Source organism: Flavobacterium nitratireducens (genome assembly GCF_029625335.1).
In the GTDB taxonomy this organism is placed as follows: Bacteria; Bacteroidota; Bacteroidia; order Flavobacteriales; family Flavobacteriaceae; genus Flavobacterium; species Flavobacterium nitratireducens.
The window spans coordinates 14,377-39,520 of record NZ_CP121111.1; the positions used below are offsets into that span (position 1 = coordinate 14,377).

At 34.3% G+C, this 25,144-nt stretch carries 16 protein-coding genes, 3 tRNA genes, 1 rRNA gene and 2 pseudogenes; 12 read left to right on the top strand and 10 right to left on the bottom strand.

The genetic code is table 11. The features are described from left to right. Window positions 1-245: 245 nt before the first annotated feature. Window positions 246-1,316 (bottom strand): serine hydrolase domain-containing protein, encoded by a 1,071-nt coding sequence (locus P5P90_RS00080; RefSeq protein WP_278035246.1) that lies wholly within the window; start codon window positions 1,314-1,316, stop codon window positions 246-248. A 231-nt stretch (window positions 1,317-1,547) separates the two neighbouring features. On the opposite strand from P5P90_RS00080, the gene P5P90_RS00085 reads away from it, so the two are divergent. Together P5P90_RS00085 and P5P90_RS00090 are read left to right on the top strand one after the other, a co-directional pair. After that, window positions 1,548-1,988: a hypothetical protein gene (locus P5P90_RS00085; protein ID WP_278035247.1), complete on the top strand. Its 441-nt coding sequence runs from the start codon at window positions 1,548-1,550 to the stop codon at window positions 1,986-1,988. Further along, entirely contained in the window at window positions 1,969-2,265 is a 297-nt protein-coding gene (locus P5P90_RS00090; protein WP_278035248.1) for a DciA family protein, read from the top strand. The genes P5P90_RS00085 and P5P90_RS00090 overlap by 20 nt, the downstream gene beginning before the upstream one ends. Before the next feature lie 148 nt (window positions 2,266-2,413). On the opposite strand, the gene P5P90_RS00095 is transcribed toward P5P90_RS00090, so the two are convergent. Next, window positions 2,414-2,833 (bottom strand): nucleoside-diphosphate kinase, encoded by a 420-nt coding sequence (locus P5P90_RS00095; protein WP_278036540.1) that lies wholly within the window; start codon window positions 2,831-2,833, stop codon window positions 2,414-2,416. A gap of 100 nt (window positions 2,834-2,933) precedes the next feature. After that, a complete protein-coding gene (bshC, locus tag P5P90_RS00100) occupies window positions 2,934-4,523 on the bottom strand; it encodes a bacillithiol biosynthesis cysteine-adding enzyme BshC (protein ID WP_278035249.1) in 1,590 nt (529 codons plus the stop codon). A 106-nt stretch (window positions 4,524-4,629) separates the two neighbouring features. Between bshC and P5P90_RS00105 the strand changes: the two genes are divergently transcribed. Then, entirely contained in the window at window positions 4,630-5,910 is a 1,281-nt protein-coding gene (locus tag P5P90_RS00105; protein ID WP_278035250.1) for an MFS transporter, read from the top strand. A 62-nt stretch (window positions 5,911-5,972) separates the two neighbouring features. Here P5P90_RS00105 and P5P90_RS00110 read toward each other — a convergent pair whose 3' ends face one another. Both P5P90_RS00110 and P5P90_RS00115 read right to left on the bottom strand, forming a co-directional pair. Next, a complete protein-coding gene (locus P5P90_RS00110; protein ID WP_278035251.1) occupies window positions 5,973-6,908 on the bottom strand; it encodes a phospholipase D family protein in 936 nt (311 codons plus the stop codon). Window positions 6,909-6,911: 3 nt separating this feature from the next. Continuing rightward, window positions 6,912-10,244 (bottom strand): type ISP restriction/modification enzyme, encoded by a 3,333-nt coding sequence (locus tag P5P90_RS00115; RefSeq protein WP_278035252.1) that lies wholly within the window; start codon window positions 10,242-10,244, stop codon window positions 6,912-6,914. A 115-nt stretch (window positions 10,245-10,359) separates the two neighbouring features. Between P5P90_RS00115 and P5P90_RS00120 the strand changes: the two are divergent. Together P5P90_RS00120 and P5P90_RS00125 are read left to right on the top strand one after the other, a co-directional pair. Continuing rightward, a pseudogene (locus P5P90_RS00120) lies at window positions 10,360-12,545 on the top strand (B12-binding domain-containing radical SAM protein). Window positions 12,546-13,096: 551 nt separating this feature from the next. Next, a complete protein-coding gene (locus P5P90_RS00125) occupies window positions 13,097-14,134 on the top strand; it encodes an outer membrane beta-barrel protein (protein ID WP_278035253.1) in 1,038 nt (345 codons plus the stop codon). A gap of 167 nt (window positions 14,135-14,301) precedes the next feature. On the opposite strand, the gene P5P90_RS00130 is transcribed toward P5P90_RS00125, so the two are convergent. The 5 genes from P5P90_RS00130 to P5P90_RS00150 all read right to left on the bottom strand — a co-directional run bounded on the left by P5P90_RS00130 (window position 14,302) and on the right by P5P90_RS00150 (window position 19,828). Further along, complete coding sequence (locus P5P90_RS00130; protein ID WP_278035254.1) at window positions 14,302-15,207, bottom strand: N-acetylmuramoyl-L-alanine amidase; 906 nt, start codon at window positions 15,205-15,207, stop codon at window positions 14,302-14,304. Window positions 15,208-15,221: 14 nt separating this feature from the next. Continuing rightward, on the bottom strand, window positions 15,222-15,710 hold the full coding sequence (locus P5P90_RS00135; RefSeq protein WP_278035255.1) for a hypothetical protein: 489 nt from the start codon (window positions 15,708-15,710) through the stop codon (window positions 15,222-15,224). Between the two features lie 30 nt (window positions 15,711-15,740). Further along, the gene (gene rimO, locus P5P90_RS00140; protein ID WP_278035256.1) at window positions 15,741-17,054 is read right to left on the bottom strand and encodes a 30S ribosomal protein S12 methylthiotransferase RimO; all 1,314 of its coding nucleotides are present in this window, start codon (window positions 17,052-17,054) and stop codon (window positions 15,741-15,743) included. 227 nt (window positions 17,055-17,281) lie between these two features. Continuing rightward, on the bottom strand, window positions 17,282-18,817 hold the full coding sequence (locus P5P90_RS00145) for an OmpP1/FadL family transporter (protein ID WP_278035257.1): 1,536 nt from the start codon (window positions 18,815-18,817) through the stop codon (window positions 17,282-17,284). A 36-nt stretch (window positions 18,818-18,853) separates the two neighbouring features. Further along, a complete protein-coding gene (locus P5P90_RS00150; protein ID WP_278035258.1) occupies window positions 18,854-19,828 on the bottom strand; it encodes a hypothetical protein in 975 nt (324 codons plus the stop codon). Window positions 19,829-19,929: 101 nt separating this feature from the next. On the opposite strand from P5P90_RS00150, the gene proS reads away from it, so the two are divergent. From proS to P5P90_RS00185, 7 genes and pseudogenes are all read left to right on the top strand, one after another. Further along, window positions 19,930-21,408, top strand: coding sequence for a proline--tRNA ligase (gene proS / locus P5P90_RS00155; protein ID WP_278035259.1), 1,479 nt, complete (start codon window positions 19,930-19,932; stop codon window positions 21,406-21,408). 96 nt (window positions 21,409-21,504) lie between these two features. After that, window positions 21,505-21,576: transfer RNA gene (locus P5P90_RS00160), tRNA-Glu, on the top strand. A gap of 49 nt (window positions 21,577-21,625) precedes the next feature. After that, window positions 21,626-21,697, top strand: a tRNA-Glu gene (locus tag P5P90_RS00165). A 50-nt stretch (window positions 21,698-21,747) separates the two neighbouring features. After that, window positions 21,748-21,819 (top strand) — tRNA-Glu (locus tag P5P90_RS00170). 163 nt (window positions 21,820-21,982) lie between these two features. After that, window positions 21,983-22,234, top strand: coding sequence for a 30S ribosomal protein S20 (gene rpsT / locus P5P90_RS00175; RefSeq protein WP_278035260.1), 252 nt, complete (start codon window positions 21,983-21,985; stop codon window positions 22,232-22,234). A gap of 125 nt (window positions 22,235-22,359) precedes the next feature. Further along, a pseudogene (gene tnpA, locus P5P90_RS14285) lies at window positions 22,360-22,713 on the top strand (IS200/IS605 family transposase); the annotation flags it as partial. Window positions 22,714-23,614: 901 nt separating this feature from the next. Continuing rightward, a 16S ribosomal RNA gene (locus P5P90_RS00185) occupies window positions 23,615-25,128 on the top strand. Window positions 25,129-25,144: the final 16 nt, after the last annotated feature.

Here is a 25,144-nt window from a genome sequence, read left to right on the forward strand (position 1 = left end):
TCATGAAAAATATAGCTCCTATTTATTTTTATATGATAAGTGTGGTTTGTTTTGTGATAGCAAACCTAATTAGAGATCAATACCTAACATTCTATTATGCGTTATTAATAGTTGGGATTTTATCGTTTTTCATTGGTTTTAAAAATAGAAGTAAAAGTAACTCATAGTTAGAAACATATATTTATAAAAAGGCATAAAGTATTCACGAATACTTTATGCCTTTTTTGTAATAAATCTTTTGTATTTTACTTATACAAAGCATTAATTTTTTGCCATAGTACATCGTCAAAATCAGACAATGCCAGATTGACATTATCGGCAGCGTCTCCCATTCGGATTACGACCATTTTTTTGCTAGGAATTACGTAAATTTTTTGATCATTTTTACCCAATGCCATGAACATATCATTAGGGCCATTAGCAATAATGCTTCCGGGAAATTGTAATTGGCTTTGCGGTAAATGATAACTGCTTTTGCCATTCAACCACCATAGGTAGCCATAACTTAAATTGATGTTTTGGGAAGTAGAAGTAGCTGCGTTAAAAAAGGTTTCGTTTAAGATAACAGTGTCGTCCCATTTTCCTTTGTTTAACATCAGTAAACCAAATCGAGCCATACTTCTGGTGTTGCTAAAATAAACGATATTATTATCTAAAGGCAGCCAAACTCCATTCATGCCAATTTTATCGCGAAGTTTTGCATTGAAGTAATTACTCCAGCTTTGACCTGTAGCTTGCGCAATTACGTCTTGCAATTTTACATAAACATTATGGTACACCCAACGAGTACCTGCATCAGCTTTATAAGTTAGTTTAGAAGGTGAAACATCATCTCCATTAGCAATATCTTCAATTCCGGAAGTCATAGTCAGCAAGTTTTTACAAGTGATTAAATTTTCTTTGTCTATAGTTTCAGCAGTCCATGCTGTTCCAATATAATTTGAAACTTTATTATTGATATTGATAAAACCTTCCTGCTCGGCAATTCCAGTTAGGGTTGCGGTCAATGTTTTTCCGGTACTTGCCCAATACCAATTGGAAGTAGCCGAATGTCCATTAAAATAATTTTCCATTACAATTCGACCATTAACTAAAATTATAAATGATTTGGTGTGTTTTAGCTCCAGATAATCCAGTAAGGGTTGAACGGCTTCTTGTTTCCATCCTAACGCACTGATGGATTTTGTATCCCAATTTGTTCCAGAAACTGGAGGGAAGTACATGCTTTCTGAAGTTGTAGTATCATCATTCGAATCTGAAGAACCGCAATTGATGAATAAGAAAGCACTAAGTAAACCGAAGAGTATTTTAGTCATGATATAGGAGTTTTAGGGATAACTACTTTAAGACCAAAAATATGTAAAATAGTTTAAGAGAGTACTTGTTTTTTAACTAACATAAGTTAATTAAAGTTAACTTTGTTAGGAGAACAAAATGTATTTTTGTTCCAAATTTCTAGCCCTGATGGAAGCGGCATCCTGTTGTGTTGGGGTTCAACACAACAGATATAGCGTACAGCAGGATTATGCTTCTAAAAAAAAATAATGATGAAAAATGTTTTAATAGTACTTTTTGTGTGTTTGTCTTTGGTTTCATGCCAACAAAAAATTACTCCTGCTGATATTGAAAAGCTGAACGGTTATTGGGAAATCGAGAAAGTTTCTTTTGAAGAGGGGGATGATAAGGAATACAAAATGAATGAGAATTTTGATTATTTCAAAATTGCCGATAATAAAGGTATTCGTAGAAAAGTAAGACCACAGTTTAATGGTACTTTTTTATTTAATGAAGATTTTGAAAATGTAAAAGTACGTTTTGAAAACGAACATGTTTATTTAGACTATTCTACCGCTTATGCTAATTGGACAGAAGAATTAGTGGAGATTTCAGATGAAAATATGGTGATAAAAAACGATCAAAATAAGGAATACGAATATAAAAAAGCAGGACCAATTAATTTATTAGGAGATGGCAAAGAGACTAAATAATGAAAGTTCCGTAGCTGATGTGTTACAGCATATTATTCAAGCAAATAAATTGCAAGCAGGAATGGACGGAATTAATGTAAAAGAGGCTTGGCAAAATCTAATGGGAAATGGTGTAAACAGTTACACCCGAAATGTAGTTCTGAAAGGAAATACCTTGTATGTTGAGTTAACTTCATCGGTTTTACGAGAAGAATTAAGCCATGGAAAATCAAAAATTATCAAGATGATTAACGAAGAATTACGTCGTGATGTTGTGAAAGAGGTGGTTTTGAGATGACTTTTTAATTTAGAAGGCAGAATTTAGAAGGCAGAAAGCAGATGGAAGAAGAGAGAATATTGTAGATAAAAAAAGGGATTTTCGTTATGAAAATCCCTTTTTAATTTTATAATCAGAGTTCTAAAATCTAATTTCTGAAATCTGAAATCTAGAATTGCTCTCTTCCTGAAAAATGGAAAGCTCCTTCGATAGCTGCATTTTCATCGCTGTCAGAACCATGTACCGCGTTTTGACTCATAGATGTAGCATAAAGTTTTCTGATAGTTCCTTCAGCTGCTTCGGCTGGGTTTGTACTACCAATAAGCGTTCTGAAATCGGCAACTGCATTTTCTTTTTCTAAAATAGCAGCTACAATTGGTCCACTAGACATAAAATCAACTAATTCTCCATAGAAAGGTCTTTCACTGTGTACGGCATAAAATGTTTGTGCATCAGCAACAGTAAGTTGGGTTAGTTTTAAAGAAACGATTTTAAAACCAGCATTAGTAATCATGGCAAGGATGTTTCCAATGTGTCCGTTAGCGACAGCATCAGGTTTAATCATGGTGAAAGTTCTGTTAGTTGTCATATCTGTTTTGATTATTTTTTTTGACAAAAATAAGTTTTTTAACCTAAAAATTATTAATATGACAAAATATAATAATTTTAAAATACTTTATTGTGTTAATTTATAATTTTATGTTGTTGAAGTATTGCTCAAGTGGTTTTAAATTTTCCATTAACATAGGAATGAGTTCGTCCCCACATTCAAGATAAAATTCCGAGAAATTAGCTTGTCGTTCCTGTAGACCATGATTAGGAAATAATTCGTTTTGTAATTCGATTATTCGATCTAAAGTATCTTTAAGTTTTATTTTTTGAGCTTTAAGCAAGCGTTTTTCAAGATTTTCAAGTCCTTTTAATTGTTTTATTTCTTGCGCTTTGACAGCCCCTGAAAATGAAGCATCCGTTTTGGTGGTCATATCGTGAAGAATGGCAAACTGCGATTGCAATTGCTTTTTAAGCATCGATAAGTCGATATCTATTTCGGATAATATTTTTGTTTTCTTATTGATTAAATCTTTTTGTTTTAAGAATAAGTCACTCCATTTTAAATCTAATTTGTCCATTTTTTTGATTTGTTTTTCAGTTGCAAGCAAAACTGAATTGCGTACCAATAACATTGGAAAAGTGACATTCACGGCATCAAAAAAAGATTTTAATTCCAACCAATAGGCTATTTCACCACCCCCACCAATATAACAAAGATTAGGTAGAATTACTTCCTGATATAAAGGACGCATAATAACATTCGGACTGAATTTTTCAGGGTGAATTTCCAGTAAATGGAGGATTTCTTCCTCTGTGAATTCTATTTTGGTGTTATTAACTCGAAATGTATTGTTTTCAAAGACAATACGCTCACGTAATTTATTTTCGATGTAAAATAAATTGATTTCACGTGGGTTAACCTGAATGGTATACTCTTTTAGTTTTTCGTTTGTTTCGATTACTTTTTTATAGGCTATTTGATGTAATAATTCCTCTTTTATATAGGGAATAAAATTTTGCTTCAATTGAGCATCATCAGCATCAATAATGACTAAACCATGCGAACCAAATAAATGATTAGCCAAATAACGAGTAGCATCAGACAGATTTTTATGTTGGAGGTAGGACGCTGTAAAGAGTTTTTTTAGGGATTCGGCATTTGAACTATGACCAAGTTCTTGTTCGAAAATTTCAAAAAAATCATCTAAACCATCAGTAGATAATCTTCCTACGGGACCTGAGCTAGCTGCATTCCATCTAAATTTTTTCCCTTTGAAATTAAAATAATTGATTTCTTCAAGGTCATGGTCTTCAGTGGCCATCCAGTAGATAGGTACAAAATTATATTCTGGATATTTTACTTTCAATTCAGATGTTAAATTGATTGTTGAAATGATTTTATACAAAAAATAAAGTGGTCCCGAGAATAAATTTAATTGATGTCCTGTGGTAACTGTATAGGTATTGTTAACCTTTAAAGCCTCAATATTTTGATGCGTTATAGGAGAAATGTCTATGCCTGCATATTGTTTTTGTAGAGCACTAACAAGGTTAGCTCTATTGTTATGATTAAAATTGGATTGTTTTTCGGCTATTTGAGATTCAAAATTCTCGAGTTTAGGAAATCGATTATATAAAGATTGCAGTTTAGGATTTTGGTCTAAATAATCATTCATCAAAGGAGTGAAATATCCTGATTTTTGATAGCTGATACAGTCGTTGGGCATGTTTGAAATTGTTTTGAGTAAAATTACCAAAAAATAATGGAACTAAATATTTGTTGCTTTCAAAAATAAGGAAGACTTTTGCTAGATTTTAAATTCAAATTTTTTTATGATGAATACTGAAAAAACAAAAATAAATTCCTTAAAACATGTGCTTTTTGGTAGTTTAATTGGGACTACGATAGAGTTTTTCGATTTTTATATTTATGCTAATGCGGCTGTGTTAGTTTTTCCACAATTGTTTTTTCCCGGAAAAGATAGTACCATTTCTACTTTGGAATCTTTGGCTACTTTTTCTATTGCTTTTTTAGCTAGGCCGCTAGGTTCGGCTGTTTTTGGTCATTATGGGGATAAAATAGGTAGAAAGGTAACCTTGGTTGTTGCTTTGTTAACCATGGGTATTTCTACAGTGAGTATTGGTTTTTTACCTAGTTATGCTAGTATTGGTGTTTTGGCGCCTATTTTACTAATGCTTTGTCGTTTTGGTCAGGGTGTTGGATTAGGAGGCGAATGGGGAGGTGCTGTTTTATTGGCTATCGAAAATGCTCCACCGCATAAACGTGCCTGGTACGGAATGTTTCCACAGCTTGGCGCACCAATTGGTTTGTTGCTTTCCGGAGGTACTTTTTTAATTTTAACAGATAGTATGAGTTCGGAAGCTTTTATGGATTACGGATGGAGAATTCCTTTTTTAGCTAGTTCGCTTTTAGTGTTGGTAGGTTTTTATATTCGATTAAAAATTACTGAGACTCCTGCTTTTGAGAATTCAAAAGAAGAACAAAAAGAAGTAAAAGTGCCTTTTGTAACGGTTTTTAAATTGTATAAGAATCAATTAATTTTTGGAACATTGGCAGCAGTAACCACTTTTTTGGTGTTTTATTTGATGACCGTTTTTATGTTGAATTGGAATACTAAAAATTTAGGATTTACGAATAGAGATGCGCTTTTGATTCAATTGTTTTCGGTGTTGTTTTTTGCCCTATTTATTCCAATATCCGCTTTAGCAGCTGATAAAATTGGTCGCAGAAAAATGTTGATTTATACAACAATTGCTATTGCTATTTTTGGGTTTTTCTTTTCATTGTTTTTAACAAGCAATAATATTGTTTTAGTGACCTTATTTGTTTGTTTAGGAATGTCATTGATGGGATTCATTTATGGGCCGGTTGGTACTTTTTTATCTGAATTATTCCCAACGACCGTTCGTTATACAGGAGCTTCATTGACTTTTAACTTAGCAGGAATTCTGGGAGCTGCATTTGCTCCGATGGTGGCTATCCAATTGGCAGATAAATTCGGTATTGCTTCAGTAGGAATGTATCTTACCGTTGCGGCTTGTATTTCTTTGATTTCTTTATTGGTAATTAGTAAGGAAGAGCATAAGTTTTAAAAGATTGAAGAAATCTATATCAAAAGGTCTTCTGTGAATTTTTAGAAGACCTTTTGTTTTAACTATTTTTTTGTAGAATCAATTACTGGTTTTATAGTTTTGAAAACTTCATTTAGACCGATAAATAAAAGAGGTAAAAACTCTTTTTTTTCTTCAACTAACCACGTTTTGTGTCCTTTTAATTCATAGAGGTAAATAGATGATTTGTGATATGTCCAATACATTCTGAAACAATCTATTTTTTGGTATTCTTCTTTTAGCTTTTTGGTACTTAATACGTTAAAAAGTTTCTCTAAACGTTTTTCTTCAAAATTTAGATTAATAACGGCTCGATTCTTTTCAAAAGTCAAATCGACATGATCTAAAAAGTTTTCGCATTTACAATACCATTCTTGTCCGGATTGAAATGGGATAAACTTTTTGTTTTTTGAAAATTTATTATAATTAGCACATTCTTCTACTATAAAATCATAATTTGTTTTTATAATATCCATTTCAAAACCAATGGTTTTGGTTTCTCGACTTTCTTTTTCAAATTCAGAACTGTTGATGATACTTTTTATTTCTGTTATGGCATCTTGAAAAATGCTATCATCATCTTGGCTATTTCTGTAATCATACCAATTACTTTCATCATCGTCTGTTCTTCGGAATAAAATGGCCATTTCTCTGTTGTTTCGTTGGGAGAACTCGTATAAATTCATTGACCCAACGATTAAATACTTTTCGTTGTAAAAACATTTACTATGCAAATTAGCATGGTGTAAAAGATTGAGATTATCGATGTCTTTTAATTTTGCTCTTTCGTGTTCGTTAACCTCATTTTCTTTATATACAATTGTTATTTCAACACCTCTCTTTTCTGCCTCTTTTAGTAGATTTATTATTAATTCTGAAGTTTGAATATAGGGACTTATGATGACTAATTCTTTTTCGGCAGAAGCTATAAGTTTTGGTATAAATTCTCTTAATTTTTGTGTGTTTAAAAATTCTGCCATTCTTTATATTTCAATTTTATCTATTTCCTTCATTATTCTACCCGTTTCTGTTAAAGCAACGATGATTTTTTGATAATGCAAAATATCTTCAAAACCTAGTTCACGGTCTTTACGATCTTTTAGCCATTTCTGAGCAGGTTGATAACCACCAATATAAAAGTTCCAAGCTACCTCGGGAACATTATCAAAATATTGGGTCTCGTTGATGTAAACACGCCCTATTGGTTCGATAGTATCATTGTGCGTTATGGTGTCGTTTTCCACTACATAATTGCGTTGTTCGTATTTTGGTTTTGTAACCACATTATCCCCATGTTCGGGATATTGCGTAAGGTATTTTTCTACAACAGGGCTTTCCAGCAAATGAATTTGGCGTAATTCACTCCCTAATTTTACCAATTGCCAAAATTTCTCTTGGATTTCCTGTGTGGACAGGGAATCCTGTGTGGACAGGAAATCCTGTACGGACAGGTCGCGACCTGTCCCTATCTGATGCGGAAACGGCACTCTCGGAAAATCTATTTTTAAAAATTCTTTATAAGTTTCTCGATAGGTTGGTGAATGTAGCACCGCATAGATATAATCCAATAAATCAATTGGAGCAAACGTGGTTCTAAACTCTGAACGAACGTCTTTGTCATTTGCCAAACAAACATTGCCGTCTTCTTTCTCTGGTGTAAATGCTAACCCCAACCCTTTTGCTATCTCATTCACAATTTCCATGTTGAGATTAGGAGTGCGAGGGTTATCGTTTAATAAACTTTGTTGTTCGGTTTTCTCAGGATACAAGTATAATGGGAAAAAATTTCCTGATCCAAATCTCCCAGCCGTACCTGTTAAATTAGATTCTATAATATTGGTTGAAATAAAAACATATCTCCAATCGGATACACATTGTCTAGAAACAATCAAACAGAAATTATTCTTATGGATCAAATGTTTTGATACATTATCTCTTAGTCTATCTACAATTCCTTTATCATAATAAATATACTGATCATCAAATGGACGATAACTAATTGGGATTATTTTATTTTTATCAAAAAAACCATTTCTTTTTTCAGATAATTTCCATTCGGAATTTTCATTTATAAAATATTTTGATTTTAGCTGTTCATTTTCGATTGATAAATCATAAAATGCACTAATTTTTTTTGATAGTAATTCTTTATTATCATTGATGCTAAGAGAATCTCGATGAGTTTGAATTCCTAAAGAGTTTAAATTAAAAACATCAATAATTTTAAAACCTTTATCATATGATTTTTTTAAATCAAAATCTTTCTGAACCATATAATACATAGGTTCTTCATTTTGAATAATTTTAAAATTAATAGATTTTAAATTATTATTCGAAAGAAAATCGTATTTCAATTCTCTTTTTCCAAATAAATCATAATGAAAAACTTTTTCCAAGTTCATTTTTTTCTTTTCACCTGTTTTTACAAAAAGATTGATTGAAACGCCTTGCATGATATCAAAAACATTTTGGTCAGCTGAACCATCAGGAGCTGTTTCTTTCTTTTTACTATTACCATGCAAATCAATAGTATAAATTTTATCAAAACTTTGAAGTAAGTTCCAACGCATACCTCTAAAAGTAGGGTTGTCTAAAAATCCATGTGGGTTAATAAAAGCTAAAATACCTTCACCATTCTTATCAATAAAATGTTGTCCAAAACGCATAAATTTCACATAATCATCATTTATGAATTTTGAATTTTGCTCTTTTAGTTTTTCTTTACCACCTGGTTCTTTTTTATAGTCTTCCATAAGGTTCATAATCCATCCGCCTTTGTTGGCGCTTTCACCACTATAAGGAGGATTTCCAATTACAACCATTACGGGTGAGTCACGTTTTATAGCGTTGGCTTGGTCAGCTTCATCAGATAACCAAGAACTAAAAAGCGTTGCGGTGTCTGGGTGTGCTTCTTCTAATGAGTTGGTTAAAAATATTTTAAAACGTTGATCGTCTGTGGGTTTGTAACCTGTTTCGGTTAAAAGCATATCCATTTTGAGGTGCGCCATGGCATAACTCGCCATCAATAATTCAAAACCATTCAAGCGTGGGATTAAATCATTGGTTACATATTGGCTCCAAATGCCTTGTTGTCCTTCAAATTTTTTGTAAATGTGTCGTACCACTTCGGCAAGAAATGTTCCTGTTCCTGTGGCTGGATCTAAAATTTGAACTTTGTGAACCTCGATTTCGGTTTCTACTTCTTTAATCTTGGCATTTTTGCCTAAAGTTTGGGTAACGGCTTTTTTCTTGATTTTTATTTTACTCGTATCGGCAAGTCCTTGTGGCAAATCGAATTCGGTTTTCAAAATGTCATCCACGGCACGAACAATAAAGTTCACCACAGGTTGTGGCGTGTACCAAACCCCACGGGCTTTTCGCAAGGCAGGGTTATATTCGCCCAAAAAGGTTTCATAAAAGTGTACCACGGGATCTTCTTGTTTGGTGCTTCGACCAAAATTTTTCATAATCGTAGCCACATCGCTAGCCAAGAAAATGTTAACGAGTTCATCCACAATCCAAGTTAAACGAATATCGAGATCAAATCCTGCAATGTCCTGAAACAGTTTTCGCAAGAATGGATTCGATTTTGGGATTAATTCAGCAGCTTCCATTCTGGAAAAAGTAGGTAAACTAGGGTCGTGGTAGCGTGCGGCAAACATTCCGTAAGCAATAGTTTGGGCATAAATATCAGCAAAAGCTTTGTTGTCGATATCGTGAATCAGCATTTGTTGAAACGACAACATTTGCGATTTTATTTGGGAGCGTTTGCCTTCTTGGTCGTCATAGTTTAACGACTTTTCGATAACATCAGCCATTAATTTTGCTTTTCCTGCCATCATTTGTGCCAATTTGGTCGGCGATTTGATGGTTTGCGAAATGGTTTGGGCAAAGTTTTTTATTAAGTTGGTAAATTGCTCAAAATTTTCGGGTTGCGGAATAATTAATCCGTTTTCAACTCGTGCAATAGCAATTTTAGTTACAAATTCTCCTTCTTTATAAAAATGGAAATCCATGTAATCGGTAAAAATCAAATTCGATAAACCTGATTTGTAGCGATCAAATTGTTCCTTTAATTTTTTATCCGTCAAATCCACTCCAATGTCTTTGGCTTCGATATAACCAATTGGAACATCCTTGCGTGTTAGTACATAATCGGGGGCACCACAATCTACTCTAGCAGGTTCGTTGGTTACTAAAACATCGGGCAAAATTTCCATAATTAGGTTTTGCAAATCGCCACGATAAGAGTGTTCACGTGCATTACCAGTTATGTAAAGTGTATTTATTTTAGATAGATATTCTTGTATTGTCATTGTATTCTTTTTGAGTTTTTAAAAGTAGTAATTTTATTCCTAAATATAGAAAACGATGGATTATGAATGTCATCTTAGTTAAATTTCCGCTATTTTTGCATAAAATAATTTTCACTTGAAACCGAAACTCTTCCTCATTACACCGCCTTTTACCCAACTGAATACTCCGTATCCGGCAACGGCTTATATTAAAGGCTTTTTGAATACTAAGAATATTGAATCGGTTCAGGCAGATTTAGGGATTGAGGTGATTTTGAAGATTTTTTCGAAAGAAGGACTTCAGGATTTGTTTAAATCTATCAACCATCAACCATCAACAGACAACTCTAAGAGAATTATTGCCTTGCAAGACGAATACATCAAAACGATTGATTCGGTTATTGCTTTTTTGCAAGGAAAAAATCCAACCTTGGCTTTACAAATTTGCCAGGAAAGTTATTTGCCTGAAGCTTCTCGCTTTGCACAATTAGAAGAATTGGATTGGGCTTTTGGTACGATGGGAACTCAGGATAAGGCAAAACATTTGGCTACTTTGTATTTGGAAGATATCTCCGATTTTATTGTCGAATGTGTCGATGCCAATTTTGGTTTCAGTCGGTATGCAGAGCGTTTGGGGCGAAGTGCGAATTCTTTTGACGAATTGTATGAAGCTTTACAACAGGAACAAACCTATGTAGATAATATACTTATTTCAATTCTGAAAGAACGAATTGAAAACATTCAACCCACATTATTTTTGATTTCGGTTCCTTTTCCGGGGAATTTATATTCGGCTTTTCGTTCGGCGCAATGGGTGAAAAAAATTATCCAAACATCAAAATTTCGATGGGAGGCGGTTTTCCCAATACCGAATTGCGGTCGCTTTCGGATGCACGTGTTTTTGAGTTCTTCGATTATATTACTTTGGACGATGGTGAAGCTCCAATTGAAGAGTTAATTTTTAATTTAGAAAATCCAAATTCCAATTCTTATAAAAGAACATTTTTTTTAGAAGAGGGGAAAGTTGTTTATAAAAACAATTCCACAAAACCAGATTATAAGCAATCCCAGGTTGGTACGCCTGATTATTCTGATTTATTATTAGACAAATACATTTCAGTGATCGAAATAGTGAATCCCATGCATCGTATGTGGAGTGATGGGCGATGGAATAAATTAACAATGGCTCATGGTTGTTATTGGGGTAAGTGTACTTTTTGTGATATTTCATTAGACTATATTAAGGTATATGAACCTGTTGCTGCTAGTTTGTTATGTGATCGAATGGAAGAAATGATGGCGCAAACCGGAGAAAATGGTTTTCATTTTGTGGATGAGGCTGCTCCTCCGGCTTTAATGAGAGCGCTAGCTACAGAAATTCTTAGACGAAAATTATCAGTAACCTGGTGGACGAACATTCGTTTTGAGAAAAGTTTTACTAGAGATTTAACCTTATTATTAAAAGCTTCTGGTTGTATAGCAGTTTCTGGCGGTTTAGAAGTGGCATCGGATAGATTATTAAAATTAATTGACAAAGGGGTTACGGTTGAACAGGTGGCTAAGGTAACCCGAAATTTTACGGAAGCAGGAATCATGGTGCATGCCTATTTGATGTATGGTTATCCTACTCAAACCGTACAGGAAACAATTGATAGTCTTGAAATGGTGCGTCAATTGTTTGAGGCGGGTATTTTGCAATCGGGATTTTGGCATCAGTTTGCTATGACGGCTCATAGTCCTGTAGGATTGTATCCAGAAAAATTTGGTGTGATTAAAAATAGTGAAGAAATTGGAACTTTTGCCAATAATGATATCAATTACAAAGATTCGACAGGCATCAATCATGATAAGTTTAGCTATGGTTTGAAAAAATCACTCTTTAATTATATGCACGGAATTTGTTTTGATTATGATTTGCAAGAATGGTTTGATTTTAAAATACCTAAAACAAAGATTCATCCTGATTTTATTTTTGATGCACTTCAAGATGAAAATCAATTTAGCACAAAACCAGCAGCGAAGATTGTATGGTTAGGAGGAAAACCTGCGGTGGAGCATATAGTTAAAACTAAAAAAGGAAGGTCCTGGGAGTTATTAGTAATGACTTTCCATGATAAAAAAGAAAGTTATACAATTCAAACTAATAAAGCCGAAGGAGAGTGGTTAGTACAAATACTAGAAAAGATACAGTTAGGAAATACTAAAATCTACACTTTCCAAGAATTAAAAAATGATTTTGAGGTAAACTTAGTTGATTTTGAATTGTTCTGGTATTCAAAACCTATTAGTGTACTCAGAGAATATGGGCTTTTGGTTTTATAGCTTCTTGAATCGTTGTATTCTATAGCTATTCAACAATTTTTTTTATTAATCTTAATTTATACGAGTCAACGATTATGTTGACTTTTTTTTGCATTAATCGGATCTTATTAAGAAAATCAGAGTAAAGCTTAGATTAAGCGTTTTTTTATCGATTTATCAATTAAATAAAATTTTTAATTTATAGTTACCCCTGTGTAAAATAGGGGTGTTTTGGTTTTAACTGTGTTTTTTTGTGTTGTTTTAGGTATTTTTTGATGTTGTTTTTTGTTTTTAACTCTATTTTTTAAGGGGTATTTGTGTTTTTTGCTGTATGAATAATTGTTTTTTGGGGGTTGAAAAATAAAAAAAATGTATTTTTTTTTGATGATTCAAATTATTTGATAATTCTGCGCTAAAAATGACAGAAAGTTGTGTTTTTTCGTTTTTCTAAAACTAAAAGTTGATAAATTTGCTTCAGCAAAGAAGTTAAAAATGTATTAAAAACTGAGAATAATGTGTTAATATCTTCTGTAATGTGAAAATAATTTAAATAACCAAAACAACTTTTAAACATGAAAAAAGTAATTTTTATTTTAGCTCTAGCCCTTACAGGAAGTGTGACATTTGCTCAAGACACACCATTAGAAATTTCAGGTTCTGCGGATGTATATTACAAATATGATTTTGCAAAAACAGGAAATATTGGAACAAGTTTTGCTTCAGATCAAAATTCACTTTCTTTAGGTATGATCGATATCGCTTTAAAGAAAAAAACAGGTAAAACTTCTTTCGTGGGTGAGGTTTCTTTTGGACCTAGAGGGCAATATCAATCGATTCCAAATTCAGATGGGACTTACGATGAATCAGGAGCTAATTCATTCCACATTCAAAATTTATATGCCACTTATGCTGCAACTGATAAATTGAGTTTTACAGCAGGATATATGGGGACATTTATTGGATATGAAGTAATTTCTCCTTTAGCTAACTTCCATTATTCAACATCTTATTTGTTTACTAATGGTCCATTCCAAAATGCAGGGGTAAAAGCTAATTATGCTATCTCTGATAAAGTAGGAATTATGGTTGGAGCATTCAATAATACGTGGAATAACTATATGGCAAATCCTGCAAAAGGTTTGAATAGCATTGGTGCTCAGTTATCTTTAACTCCAAGCGAAGGAATCTCTGCTTATTTAAATTTCATGGATGGTGCTGAAAGTGGAACTATCGTTGATTTAACAGCTACTTTTCAATTAACAGAGAAATTTAAGTTAGGATTAAATGCTGCTGATTTCAAACATGGTAACGCATTATCTTATGATTATACTGGATTTGCATTATATCCATCTGTGGCAGTATCTGATAGTTTCTCTTTAGGATTACGTGCTGAGTATTTTGATTATAAAAACTTGTACGAAGATAGTAATGAGAACATGGATTCTTCGGTTACTGCTTTTACTTTGTCTGCTAATTACAAAGTAGGAGGTTTAACAATTATCCCAGAATTTAGATTAGATAGCAATAAAAACAATGTGTTTCTAGATTCTGATATGGCTCCTACTAAATCAGCTACACAAGCTACAATAGGTGTGGTTTACGGATTCTAATAAATGAATCAATAGCAATAAAACATAATTTTTTTTTTACTGCCAAGGTACATTTCGAATGTGTCTTGGCAGTTTTTTTTGCACTGTTTTTAACGAGAAGTTTGTAAATAAAAAAAGTTCTTTGTGTTTTACCTCAAAGAACTTTTTAAAATTAGTAACCGTTTATATTATTGTTTTAGAAAAATGGAATAAATGGTATTGATTGTATTTTGGTCTAAAACTGCATTGACTTCTTCGGGCATATAATGTAATTTAAAAGCAGTAATAGCAGCATTTAAGTTTTTTGTATCGTACCCAATAATGCGTAAAGCTAATTCTGGATTAAAATCTAATGGAGCTAAAGGAAGTACCTCGTCTTTCCATACACCAAATCCATTTTCTGCAAGTGTTTTCCAAGGAAATAAAGCACTAGGGTCTTTTTTTCTGGTTGGAGCAACATCCGAATGACCGATGATGTTTTGAGTTGGAATGTTATGATTTTTTTTCAACCTGCTTAATAAAGCCATTAAACTTGTAATTTGTGCTTCAGAAAAAGGTTCGCTTCCATTATTGTCTAATTCGATTCCTATCGATGCCGAATTAATATCGGTGTCTTTTCCCCAAGAACTTATACCTGCATGCCATGCACGTAAATAATCATTTAGCATTTGTACAACATCACCATTGTCTCCTATTACATAGTGTGCACTAACTTTAGAACTTTCTTTTGTAAAGGTTTTTATCGTTTGTTGGATAGAATCCTGAGCGGTATGATGGATGATTATATAATTAGGTTTGCGTAAATTAAAATTTACCGCACTAATCCATTCGGTATGAATTCCGTTGTTTAATTGGGTTGGTCCTGTTTTGAAAATACTGTCTTTAAAAGTATATAGCTGTTTTGAATAAACACTATCAATACTAATTGTTACTTTATTTACGATAGGTAATGGTTCAGGTTCTTTGGCAGATATTTGAACTTTTAGTGTTTTTAATTTCGTATCGTATTCTTTTTCACTCTTTTTATAGGGATTAGTAGAGCAAGCTGTTATTACAGCAATGGGTAATATATAACAAAATGGTTTAATCATCATTTATATTTACTTGTTTAAAGTAGCTTCTTGTTCTTCTTTCTTTGATTTTTTCTTTTCTCTTTTTTGTTGTCTCCTTGGGTTTCTTTAAGAGCCTTGAATTTTACTTTCTGTTGGTCATTTAAATATTCGTTTATTTTACGTTCGTTGACTTCAAAAAGAATTTTAATCTCGTCTGATTTTTGTTGCTGACTTAATTTTTCGTCTTTAATAATTGCGGTTTGCGATTTAATAATGTCAGTGTATACATTTGCAATTGCAATTGATTGTAATTCGTCAAGATTTAATTCAGGCTTTAATTTCTCCATAATTTTACCTACAGTAACTTCAACAGGAATTTCTTTTGGTTTAGAATCAGGCTGGCTCATTTGGCTCATGCTGTTTCTGCCCATTCCATATCCACCATATCCTCCGTATCCACCACCGCCGTATCCGTATTGTGCTTGAATAGAATTAAATGATAATAATAGTAACGCTAGTACAAAGAAAAATTGTGTCTTTTTCATGTTAATTAAATTTTAAAGTCAAGTTGCTTTTTAAGCAGGTTCACCGTATAAATCGTATTCTGTGGCATCAATGATTTTGATCATCGCAAATTCGCCTGTTTTTAGATAGAATTTACTAGCATCTATTAAAACTTCATTATCAACATCAGGACTGTCAAACTCTGTTCTGCCAATAAAGTGAGCGCCTTCTTTTCGGTCAATAATACATTTAAATGTTTTTCCAATTTTTTCTTGGTTCAAATCCCAAGAAATCTGAGATTGTAATTCCATGATTTCATTAGCACGAGCTTGTTTTACATCATCCGGAACATCATCTTCTAATAAATAAGCGTGAGTGTTTTCTTCATGTGAATAGGCAAAACAACCCATTCTGTCAAATTTCATTTCCTGAACAAAATCTTTCAAAATTTCAAAATCTTCCTGAGTTTCTCCAGGGTAACCTACAATTAGCGTTGTACGAATAGCCATTCCTGGTACAGCAGCTCTAAAATCTTTCAATAGTTGAGTCGTTTTAGCTTGGGTTGTTCCACGACGCATTGATTTTAAAATAGAGTCAGAAATATGTTGCAACGGAATATCGATATAATTACAAATTTTAGGCTCTCTTTTCATTAACTCTAAAACATCCATTGGAAAACCGGTAGGGAAGGCATAATGCAAACGAATCCATTCAATTCCTTCTACTTTTGCTAGAGCTTCTAATAATTCAGCAAGATTTCTTTTTTTATAGATATCAAGACCGTAATACGTTAAGTCCTGAGCAATCAAAATTAATTCTTTTACTCCGTCTCTGGCTAATCCTTCGGCTTCTTTAACTAATTTTTCAATAGGTTGTGAAACGTGTTTTCCACGCATGATTGGAATAGCGCAAAAACTACAAGGTCTGTCGCATCCTTCTGCAATTTTTAGATAAGCATAATTTTTAGGCGTAGTTGTTAATCTTTCTCCTAAAAGTTCATGTTTGTAATCGGCACCCAAAGCTTTCAGTAACTGTGGTAATTCAGTTGTTCCGAAAAACTGATCCACATTTGGAATTTCTTTTTCCAAATCAGGACGGTAGCGTTCAGACAAACAGCCTGTGACAAAAACTTTATCAACTAAGCCTTTTTCTTTCTTATCAGCGTATTCTAAAATCATGTTCACTGATTCTGCTTTTGCATTATCAATAAAACCACAGGTGTTGATGACAATAATATTGCCTTCTTTTTCCGCAGGGGCTTCATGTTCAACCTCTTTTCCATTAGCACGAAGTTGCCCCATTAATACCTCACTGTCATATATGTTTTTTGAACACCCAAGGGTGATTACGTTTATTTTGTTCTTTTTTAAAGACTTAGTTCTCATAGCTATGTAAATTGGATGGCAAAATTACGTTTTTTTTTCAAATTGTCTTGATGGCATTGAGTATTGTTCGTATTTCAAGTTTTCATAATCTACTTTCTGCTAATTTTTAAAAGAATATAGGTTTTTTTCAGTTGATGCTTTTTCCCTTTTACATTTTTAGTTGAAAAAAACCGTCATGTTTTAAAAAAAGACAAGACGGTTGATGTTATCGATATATTTTGAAAGAATTATAATTCAAATAGAAGGGTGAATGTTACTGTGTTGTTTATTGAATTAATATTGGCTCCATCAGTAAAACCTTGACTAAAGAAACCCTGATTTGAATTTCGTTTAGCATATGCATAGGATAAATCGGCTTTTGTTCCACCGAAATTATACCCTAAACCAGCAGAATATCCAGTTAGGTCGCCCATAGTACTTTTGTTTTTATACGGACTGCCTTCAAAACGGTAACCTCCTCTTAAACTAAGCCTTTCAATTTTGTATTCACCTCCAATTCTTATTTCTGAAACGGCAGTTAATTCGTTAGCAATATCCGAATTGATGAATCGGTTTCTACTATCATCTTCAATGGAATAATTAATTTTACTGTAGTCTTTGTAACTGTAATCAAAACTAATCAAGCCTTTTTTATTAAAAACTAACGCCATACTTCCAGTAGTTTTTCCAGGTGTTTTTAGTTTGTAATCGTTGTATACTACTGTTCCGTCCGAATTGGGGTCATTAGTATTCGAAGTAGTTGCTGTTATGTAGGTTGTAGTAATAAGATTTTGTCTTAATTCATCGTTTAATTTGTTCCAAGTAGGTGATTCGTATGAAATTCCTAAACGTAATTCATTATTGATTTTAGCAATAGCCCCTAGTTGAAATGAAAAACCAGAACCGAAGGTATACAAGTTATTTTCAAAAGAAACGGCTTTTAGGTCGTCAAAATTACTAGCATTTCCATTGTCTTCATAAAAAAGTGTGTTTTGTCTGAAGTCTGTAAAGTGAGAATTTAACGATAAACCAAGATACAATATGTCTTTGTATGAGGTAGCGGCATTAAAGGAAAGTTTTCCGTTATATCCTTCAGAAATAATAGTGTTTTCTTGATAGTAATTGCTATTGTTTGGAGAGGTACCTACTGGTGCATTTGAAATGTATTCTACATTATCATCAGTATCTGAGATAGGATTGATTAAGTATCCTCTATATCCTAAATAGGCTTGTTGATCTACATAGTTAAAATCAAAATAATTGTATTGTTTTAGCGTGCCTAATGGAATTCCTGCTTGATTTTTAGCAGGATTAGCATTAGCATAACTTAAAAAATAGTTAGCTACCGAATTGGTTGGGTTAGTACCGAATGTTCTGGTTGTGTTGTTAAAATTATTGGTGTTCTCGTAGTTTATTGCTAATGAGAATTTTTTCCAATTTGCTTTTGGGTCGTAATTTTTGAATACAAAAACACCACCTGCCTGATTTAGATCAAGTGCGTTTTTTTTGCCAGTTAATTGACTTCCATAATATTCTGAATTGTTTTTGATATCAAAATTACTGAAAGAAAAACCGAGCTGGTTGTTTAAAAAAACAGCACTTCCAGCAGGATTTACATTTATAGATGATAAATCGCCACCTAAAGCACCAAATGCGCCACTCATTGCTCTAAAGCGAGCAGTACCTGTTGTGTTGTCCTGAGCATATCGCAATCCGCTTACAACTTCTTGCGATTGTATAGTGTTAAAAGTAAGCCCTAATAGTATGAATAGATATTTTTTCATAGTTGAATTTTTAATAGTAGAAGTTGGGTGAGCTGTTTATCGTCTGCTTCCTCCTGAAGATCTAGAAGTACCTCCGCTACTGCTTCCGCCTCCTCCACCATAAGATCTTCCGCTATTACCATTTCCATAGGAAGAAGAAGGGCTACTGTATGATCTTGTAGGTGTGTAGCTATCGTTTCTGGAATAGTTGCTGTTTTGGCTTTGTGTATTATTTCTTCTAGATGTAGACTCAGAAGTGTTAGTTGGAGCACTATAGGTTCTTCTAGTATTAAAATTGCTATTGTCTCTTGAATTGCTGAATCTGCTAGTTGAATAGGTTCTTTGTCTATCGTTTGAATAGTTTCTGTCGTTTGTATAACTCCTGCTAGTAGAGTAATTTCTGGAAGTCGTATTGTAGCTTCTAGAATTTACTGCTTCATATCTTCTGCTTGGAGCGTATGATGAATAGGTGTTTCTGTATGGACGATTATTATAATAAGGATAATTATACCATCCGTAAGAATAAGGATATCCCCAGCCGTTATTCCATCCCCAGTTGTTCCAACCAAATCCGTAATTCCAGCCCCAATTATTGTATCCCCAATAGTTGTTCCAGCCCCAATTATTCCAACCCCAGTTATTAACGCCCCAATAGTTGTTCCAACCCCAATTATTCCATCCCCAGTTGTTAGAATAGATATTAATTATTGGGTCGGTATTATTATTTCCCCATCCAGCATAACTTATTTCGGAATTGTTATCCGTATTTGAGTCAAAGCTATTATAGTTATCGATATCTGTAAAAGCATCAGATGATTCGGCATCATTTTGTAGCGAATTGAAATAATTTTTGTAGTATTCACTTGATGCTGTGTTCCTCTCTATAGGTTGGTAGTTGTCGGCAGTATAAATTCCATCGCTTTCATAATAAGAACTATTTTGAAAAGAACCACATGAAACCATAAAAAGGCTTAGTAATGCAAAATATAGATATTTCTGCACGTTTTGTGATGAAAAAATATTTGTTTTCATATCTGATGGGTTTTTTATTGTTGCACATTACAAAAATAGTTAGTTTTGCCAAACTATTTAGTTAAATAAAACAAAACAAAATTTGTGCCAAAATATTCAATATGAGTAAGAACCTTACTACAAGATCAGAAGATTATTCAAAATGGTATAATGAGCTGGTTGTAAAAGCTGATTTAGCCGAAAATTCAGGAGTTAGAGGCTGTATGGTAATTAAACCGTACGGTTATGCAATTTGGGAGAAAATGCAAAGAGAATTAGATAGAATGTTTAAAGAAACAGGACATCAAAATGCGTATTTTCCATTATTTGTTCCTAAAAGTATGTTTGAAGCTGAGGAAAAAAATGCCGAAGGTTTCGCGAAAGAATGTGCTGTTGTAACTCATTATAGATTAAAAAATGATCCAGAAAAACCTGGAAAGTTAATTGTTGATCCAAATGCTAAATTAGAAGAGGAGCTTATTGTACGTCCTACTAGTGAGGCTATTATTTGGTCTACTTACAAAGGATGGGTACAATCGTATAGAGATTTACCATTATTGATTAATCAATGGGCTAATGTAGTGCGTTGGGAAATGCGTACTCGTTTGTTTTTAAGAACAGCTGAGTTTTTATGGCAAGAAGGACATACTGCTCACGCTACAAAAGCAGAAGCGATTGAGGAATCAGAGAAAATGATGAATGTTTATGCTGATTTTGTACAAAATTTCATGGCTATTCCTGTAGTTAAAGGAGTAAAAACCGAATCAGAGCGATTTGCTGGTGCTGTTGAAACCTATTGCATTGAGGCTTTAATGCAGGATGGTAAAGCGCTTCAAGCAGGTACTTCTCACTTTTTAGGACAGAATTTTGCTGAAGCATTTGATGTGAAGTTTGCTAATGCCGAAGGAAAGCAGGAATATGTGTGGGGAACTTCTTGGGGAGTTTCTACTAGATTGATGGGGGCTTTAGTAATGACGCATTCTGATGATCAAGGTTTGGTTTTGCCTCCTAATTTGGCTCCAATTCAGGTTGTGATTGTACCTATATATAAATCAGACGATCAATTAAAAGCTATCTCGGCTGAAGTAGATAATTTAATAGCTGATTTACGTAAATTGGGTATTTCTGTGAAATTTGATGACAGAACAACTCAAAAACCAGGATTTAAATTTGCAGAATGGGAGTTAAAAGGTGTTCCTGTTCGAATTGCTGTTGGTCCAAAAGATCTTGAAAATGGAACTTATGAGGTTGCGAGGAGAGATACTTTGACTAAAGAAGTCAAATCTAAAGAAGGAATTGCTGAATTTGTAGCGCAATTATTGGAACAAATTCAATCGGATTTGTTTAATAAGGCATTAGATTATAGAGAGACTCATATTACTGAAGTAAATAGCTTTGAAGAGTTCAAAGATATTTTAGAGAACAAAGGAGGCTTTGTATCAGCTCATTGGGATGGTACTGCTGAAACTGAAGAGAAGATTAAAGAGTTGACTAAAGCAACCATAAGATGTATACCTTTGGATGGGGTAGAAGAGTCGGGAACCTGCGTATTTACTGGAAAAACGTCTACTCGAAGAGTGTTTTTTGCTAAGGCATATTAAAAAAAATATTTTTTTTTAGATAGCTATTGCGCAATTAAAAAACAGTTGTATCTTTGCAACCGCAATACAGAAATGCACTGCATAATGTAACGCAATGGTCCGTTCGTCTATCGGTTAGGACGCCAGGTTTTCATCCTGGTAAGGGGGGTTCGATTCCCCCACGGACTACAGATTGAAATATTGAGAATACAGTTCCTGTTTTATTAAAAGGAATTATGGTCCGTTCGTCTATCGGTTAGGACGCCAGGTTTTCATCCTGGTAAGGGGGGTTCGATTCCCCCACGGACTACAATTGTTCTGTTAAGAATAAATTGTTTGACTTAACTCAGAGGAATTTTTGGTCCGTTCGTCTAGGGGTTAGGACGCCAGGTTTTCATCCTGGTAACAGGGGTTCGATTCCCCTACGGACTACAAAATTAGTTGTGAAATAGTTTTATGAAACAAATGTCAAGTGTCTCTGATGTGTGTTTTATTAGTTAAAACCAAAGTGATTGCTTTGTATAATGTGATTGTGGGAGGTTTTTCTTTTTTAGCTAATAGTTTAAAATAATTATTACAATTAAAAAAAATTAAAATGGCAAATCATAAGTCAGCTTTAAAAAGAATTAGAAGCAACGAGAAAAAAAGAGTATTAAATAGATACCAACACAAAACTACACGTAACGCTATCAAAGCTATACGTTTAGCAACTGATAAAGCAGATGCTACTGCTAAGTTAGCTACTGTAATCTCAATGATTGATAAGTTAGCTAAAAAGAATGTTATTCATGATAACAAAGCTTCTAACCTAAAATCTAAATTAACTAAATTTGTTAATAAATTGTAGTCATAAAATTTTAAGATATTTCGAAAGCCTTCTTGAAAAAGAAGGCTTTTTTTGTACTTGTAATAATCGTAACGCAATTGAGGGGTTGAGTTCGAAACTTGGGGATTAAGCAGATAATCTAGTTAATTTATAAAGGAGATGTTCAAAAGTGTTGCCGTGAAATTTTGATACAAATTTGTGAAGCAGAAGGAATTGAAGTTTTAAAAGGAGTTGTAGGTTTTGATCATGTTCGTATGTATATTGAATATGTGCTCAAACAAAATGTCAGTTCAATTTTAAAAAGTTTTAAATGAAGAACGTTTCGAAAATTACAGATGGGATTTCCTGAATTGAAAGAACGATATTGGGGTTAATATTTTTGGCAAGTGGTTATGGAGTTTGGAGTACTGGGAATATAACTGATAAAATGGTGAATGAATATTTGGAGCATCACAGAAAAAAAAGATAATGATGATAATTCAAATTTCATTCTCGAATGAAAGAAATGAAGGGTTTTCAGTCTCTCGTTAAACAAACCTCTGTACTTTTAGTGTAGAGTGGTTTAGTTCTGTTGTTAAGAAGCTATTTCCTTCTGTCTGCTCTATCTCTTGTATCTGCTGTAGTTACCATAATAGGATACTGCTACTGCCTACCTTGCCGGCAGGCAGAGTCAGGGCTAGGACAGTTGTTTAAAATGAAGCTTCTACTATTATATATAGTGTAAAATCCTTTATATTCTTTATTTGTTTAAAATCTCCTTTTCTACTATGAAGTATAGTAATATCTGTTTTTTCTTAGTGTTCTTTGCTAAGAAACTTTCCGCTCTTTGCGGTTAAAATAATGTCTAAAACTCCAAATTCCTACAAAACCGAAAATTTCTTAAAAATTAAACTTCATGTTATCAGTTGATTAAAAAATAAACCAAAAATAGTTTCAAAAAGGTCTTGTTTAATCGAATAAAGGTTCTACTTTTGCACCCGCAACAGCGAAAACGTTCTATTAAATACTGGCAGGCTAAGAAGAATGATTCGGACGAAAGTTTGAAAAAAAAGTTTCAAAAAAGCTTGTGAGATTTGAAAAAGCGATTTACATTTGCACCCCGCAAAAGTGCAAAGTTATTTGAAATATTGACAAGAGAAGAGGAGTTAAGTTTCGGTAAATAAATCGAAAAAAAAACTTTAAATTTTTCTTGTGAGTAAAGAAATAAGTTGTAGTTTTGCAGCCGCTTTGAGAGACAAGCGAAAAACAAAAAGACACGTTCCTAGACATATTGAATTGACAGCCGTCTCGTTTTAAAAACGGGACAAATAAAATAAGAGTAATAGAATCGCGAGATTTGAATAAACCGATAGTAACTTGGAGTCAATATAAAACAAGAACTTTTATAAGTTCAAACAATATACGATGAAGAGTTTGATCCTGGCTCAGGATGAACGCTAGCGGCAGGCTTAACACATGCAAGTCGAGGGGTATGCCGATTTATCGGCAGAGACCGGCGCACGGGTGCGTAACGCGTATGCAATCTACCTTTCACAGAGGGATAGCCCAGAGAAATTTGGATTAATACCTCATAGTATAGCAGTTTCGCATGAAACCACTATTAAAGTTCCAACGGTGAAAGATGAGCATGCGTCCCATTAGCTAGATGGTAAGGTAACGGCTTACCATGGCTACGATGGGTAGGGGTCCTGAGAGGGAGATCCCCCACACTGGTACTGAGACACGGACCAGACTCCTACGGGAGGCAGCAGTGAGGAATATTGGTCAATGGACGCAAGTCTGAACCAGCCATGCCGCGTGCAGGATGACGGTCCTATGGATTGTAAACTGCTTTTGTACGAGAAGAAACAACATTACGTGTAATGTCTTGACGGTATCGTAAGAATAAGGATCGGCTAACTCCGTGCCAGCAGCCGCGGTAATACGGAGGATCCAAGCGTTATCCGGAATCATTGGGTTTAAAGGGTCCGTAGGCGGTTTAGTAAGTCAGTGGTGAAAGCCCATCGCTCAACGGTGGAACGGCCATTGATACTGCTAGACTTGAATTATTAGGAAGTAACTAGAATATGTAGTGTAGCGGTGAAATGCTTAGAGATTACATGGAATACCAATTGCGAAGGCAGGTTACTACTAATTGATTGACGCTGATGGACGAAAGCGTGGGGAGCGAACAGGATTAGATACCCTGGTAGTCCACGCCGTAAACGATGGATACTAGCTGTTGGGGGCAACTTCAGTGGCTAAGCGAAAGTGATAAGTATCCCACCTGGGGAGTACGGGCGCAAGCCTGAAACTCAAAGGAATTGACGGGGGCCCGCACAAGCGGTGGAGCATGTGGTTTAATTCGATGATACGCGAGGAACCTTACCAAGGCTTAAATGTAGATTGACCGTTTTGGAAACAGAACTTTCGCAAGACAATTTACAAGGTGCTGCATGGTTGTCGTCAGCTCGTGCCGTGAGGTGTCAGGTTAAGTCCTATAACGAGCGCAACCCCTGTTGTTAGTTGCCAGCGAGTCATGTCGGGAACTCTAACGAGACTGCCAGTGCAAACTGTGAGGAAGGTGGGGATGACGTCAAATCATCACGGCCCTTACGCCTTGGGCTACACACGTGCTACAATGGCCGGTACAGAGAGCAGCCACTGGGCGACCAGGAGCGAATCTATAAAGCCGGTCACAGTTCGGATCGGAGTCTGCAACTCGACTCCGTGAAGCTGGAATCGCTAGTAATCGGATATCAGCCATGATCCGGTGAATACGTTCCCGGGCCTTGTACACACCGCCCGTCAAGCCATGGAAGCTGGGGGTGCCTGAAGTCGGTGACCGCAAGGAGCTGCCTAGGGTAAAACTGGTAACTAGGGCTAAGTCGTAACAAGGTAGCCGTACCGGAAGGTGCGGCTGGAACACCTCCTTTCTAGAGCCTTAGTTTT

Bases quoted from the DNA above. Each gene is read 5' to 3' on its own strand.
- rpsT (WP_278035260.1), top strand. From the start codon at position 21,983: ATGGCAAATCATAAGTCAGCTTTAAAAAGAATTAGAAGCAACGAGAAA.
- P5P90_RS00145 (WP_278035257.1), bottom strand. From the start codon at position 18,817: ATGAAAAAATATCTATTCATACTATTAGGGCTTACTTTTAACACTATA.
- P5P90_RS00090 (WP_278035248.1), top strand. From the start codon at position 1,969: ATGGCAAAGAGACTAAATAATGAAAGTTCCGTAGCTGATGTGTTACAG.
- P5P90_RS00130 (WP_278035254.1), bottom strand. From the start codon at position 15,207: ATGATGATTAAACCATTTTGTTATATATTACCCATTGCTGTAATAACA.
- P5P90_RS00110 (WP_278035251.1), bottom strand. From the start codon at position 6,908: ATGGCAGAATTTTTAAACACACAAAAATTAAGAGAATTTATACCAAAA.
- P5P90_RS00085 (WP_278035247.1), top strand. From the start codon at position 1,548: ATGAAAAATGTTTTAATAGTACTTTTTGTGTGTTTGTCTTTGGTTTCA.
- P5P90_RS00150 (WP_278035258.1), bottom strand. From the start codon at position 19,828: ATGAAAACAAATATTTTTTCATCACAAAACGTGCAGAAATATCTATAT.
- proS (WP_278035259.1), top strand. From the start codon at position 19,930: ATGAGTAAGAACCTTACTACAAGATCAGAAGATTATTCAAAATGGTAT.
- rimO (WP_278035256.1), bottom strand. From the start codon at position 17,054: ATGAGAACTAAGTCTTTAAAAAAGAACAAAATAAACGTAATCACCCTT.
- P5P90_RS00125 (WP_278035253.1), top strand. From the start codon at position 13,097: ATGAAAAAAGTAATTTTTATTTTAGCTCTAGCCCTTACAGGAAGTGTG.
- P5P90_RS00080 (WP_278035246.1), bottom strand. From the start codon at position 1,316: ATGACTAAAATACTCTTCGGTTTACTTAGTGCTTTCTTATTCATCAAT.
- bshC (WP_278035249.1), bottom strand. From the start codon at position 4,523: ATGCCCAACGACTGTATCAGCTATCAAAAATCAGGATATTTCACTCCT.
- P5P90_RS00115 (WP_278035252.1), bottom strand. From the start codon at position 10,244: ATGACAATACAAGAATATCTATCTAAAATAAATACACTTTACATAACT.
- P5P90_RS00105 (WP_278035250.1), top strand. From the start codon at position 4,630: ATGATGAATACTGAAAAAACAAAAATAAATTCCTTAAAACATGTGCTT.
- P5P90_RS00095 (WP_278036540.1), bottom strand. From the start codon at position 2,833: ATGACAACTAACAGAACTTTCACCATGATTAAACCTGATGCTGTCGCT.
- P5P90_RS00135 (WP_278035255.1), bottom strand. From the start codon at position 15,710: ATGAAAAAGACACAATTTTTCTTTGTACTAGCGTTACTATTATTATCA.